1 protein-coding gene and 2 pseudogenes are annotated in these 1,952 nt (G+C 48.3%); all 3 read left to right on the top strand.

Going from position 1 to position 1,952, the window contains the following annotated elements:
- A pseudogene (locus VV869_RS14795) lies at window positions 1-225 on the top strand (hypothetical protein); the annotation flags it as partial.
- Window positions 226-300: 75 nt separating this feature from the next.
- Window positions 301-702, top strand: a complete 402-nt coding sequence (locus tag VV869_RS14800) for a VOC family protein (RefSeq protein ID WP_337735698.1) — start codon at window positions 301-303, stop codon at window positions 700-702.
- An 878-nt stretch (window positions 703-1,580) separates the two neighbouring features.
- A pseudogene (locus tag VV869_RS14805) lies at window positions 1,581-1,952 on the top strand (transposase); the annotation flags it as partial.

The following is a 1,952-nucleotide window of genomic DNA, read 5'->3' on the forward strand; positions in this document are numbered from 1 at the left end:
CTGTTGTTTTCAACATTTGAGCCGGGCGAGCCGGGCGTGGAAGCGAAAACCGAAGCCCTGATGACCTTCCTTGAAGGGATGATCGTCCGGGCAGAATTCGGCGAAGTTACCGGCTACGAGAAGATTTATCGCCTGGGCGTCAAGGCACTGGCTGCCGCCGATTTTACCGGCAGCAAAGCCAAGGCCGTTGTGGTCGCCGAGGAAGCCATCATGGCGCAAGACTGAGTCTGGCGCGCAGGAAACTTGCTGGCAACTGTGGGTTGTCGGCCATTATATTGATTGAATATCAAGGAGAAACAAATGGATTTGCCGTTAACGCAAGGGGTTCATCACATCGGCCTGGCCGTCTCGCAACTGGAAGAGAGCGCGCGTTTTTTCACATCTCTGTTGGGATGGAAGGAAATCAAGCGGCGGGATGATTATCCGGCGATCTTCGTCAGCGACGGTGCAATCATGCTGACCTTGTGGGCGACTCAAACGGACAACCCGACGCCGTTTGATCGCAAAACCAACGTCGGCTTGCATCACCTGGCGATCCGGGTCGACAGCAAAGCTTCGTTGTTTGAGGTCTATGACAAACTCGCCTCGAACGGGATTGAGATCGAGTTCGCTCCCGAGCTGATCCGCGAAGGCCCGGCGATGCATATGATGTGCTACGACCCGAGCGGCCTGCGCATTGAGTTCCACTGGACCGGGGTCTGATAAGTCGTCCCGGATAACACCAGAGTATGGGAGGCAAACGCCTCCCGTTTTTTTCGCGTTGCAGTTATCCCCTGAAATTGTGCATATCTCCCCTGAGCCCAGTGGTTTCGGGTCGGGATAACTTCCTTTTGCGCCTTTCGGGGTGGATAGATGAGTGGAGGTACGGCGTTCCAATCGGGACTATTTCAACCAGAGCGTTCATGTCCTGATGCGACTTATGGTTGAGGCTGCTTGGTCACAAGGTGAGATAACCGCGAGAAGTGTGGTAGTTGTCACGATACGATGTTCACATATAAAAAGGCCGCTCAAAAGCGGGCCTAAAAACTTGCTGAAACAACCATAAGTTGATTTTATCGTGAACTATTGATTTAACTCTATTATTAACTGAAAGAAATTTTCTTACAGAAATGTTCGCATGAATTAAGAGAAGGTGTCTTGGATTGATACATGATCGCAGTGTACGTTTAGCGCACTATTGGGCAAAAGTGTGTTATACGCTTTCCTAAATTAGTGATGTACAGATTAATATGGTTTGCGTATTGATAACCTTCAACTGTGTAGCCAGATATTGCTTACTCCCCAAGTTGCTTGCAGTTTTTACTCATACGTACACCTTGAGTCAACTGTTTTAAAACCTAAGATCAAAATATGGACAGTTTAACAAATGTATCTGATATAAAAGACTTTGTGATTCCCCTTAATAAATCGTCTGGATATGGACTTAGTTATGGAACTGACTACTAACGAGCCTCTTTACTACATTTTTGAAAAAACTAGCGTCGGGTTACTTTCTAAACTAGCCCTTGATAGTGTAGTGGTCTATTGATTCCGGACACCAATTTAGGTGGTAAACTTGCCACCGTAACAAGAGGTGTTTAATGACAAGAAAGCGTCGCTCATTTACTGATGAGTTCAAATTGGAAGCCGCATGTCTGGTATTGGATCAAGGCTATTCGGTCGCTGAAGCCAGCCGCTCTTTAGATGTTGGGGAGACAGTCCTCCGTCGGTGGGTCAGTCAACTCCAGGCTGAGCGTGGTGGAAAGACTCCCAGCAACAAGGCTTTGACTCCAGAGCAGCAAAAGATCCAAGAGCTTGAGGCTCGTATCAACCGGCTAGAACGCGAAAAAGCGATTTTAAAAAAGGCCACAGCTCTCTTGATGGCGGACGAGTTCGAACGTACGCCCTGATAGACCAGTTGAGAGAGCAAGAATCCACTGAACTGGTCTGCTCCGCTTTCGATATTTCCACGT

This window comes from Photobacterium sp. MCCC 1A19761 (assembly GCF_037389125.1).
Lineage (GTDB): Bacteria > Pseudomonadota > Gammaproteobacteria > Enterobacterales > Vibrionaceae > Photobacterium.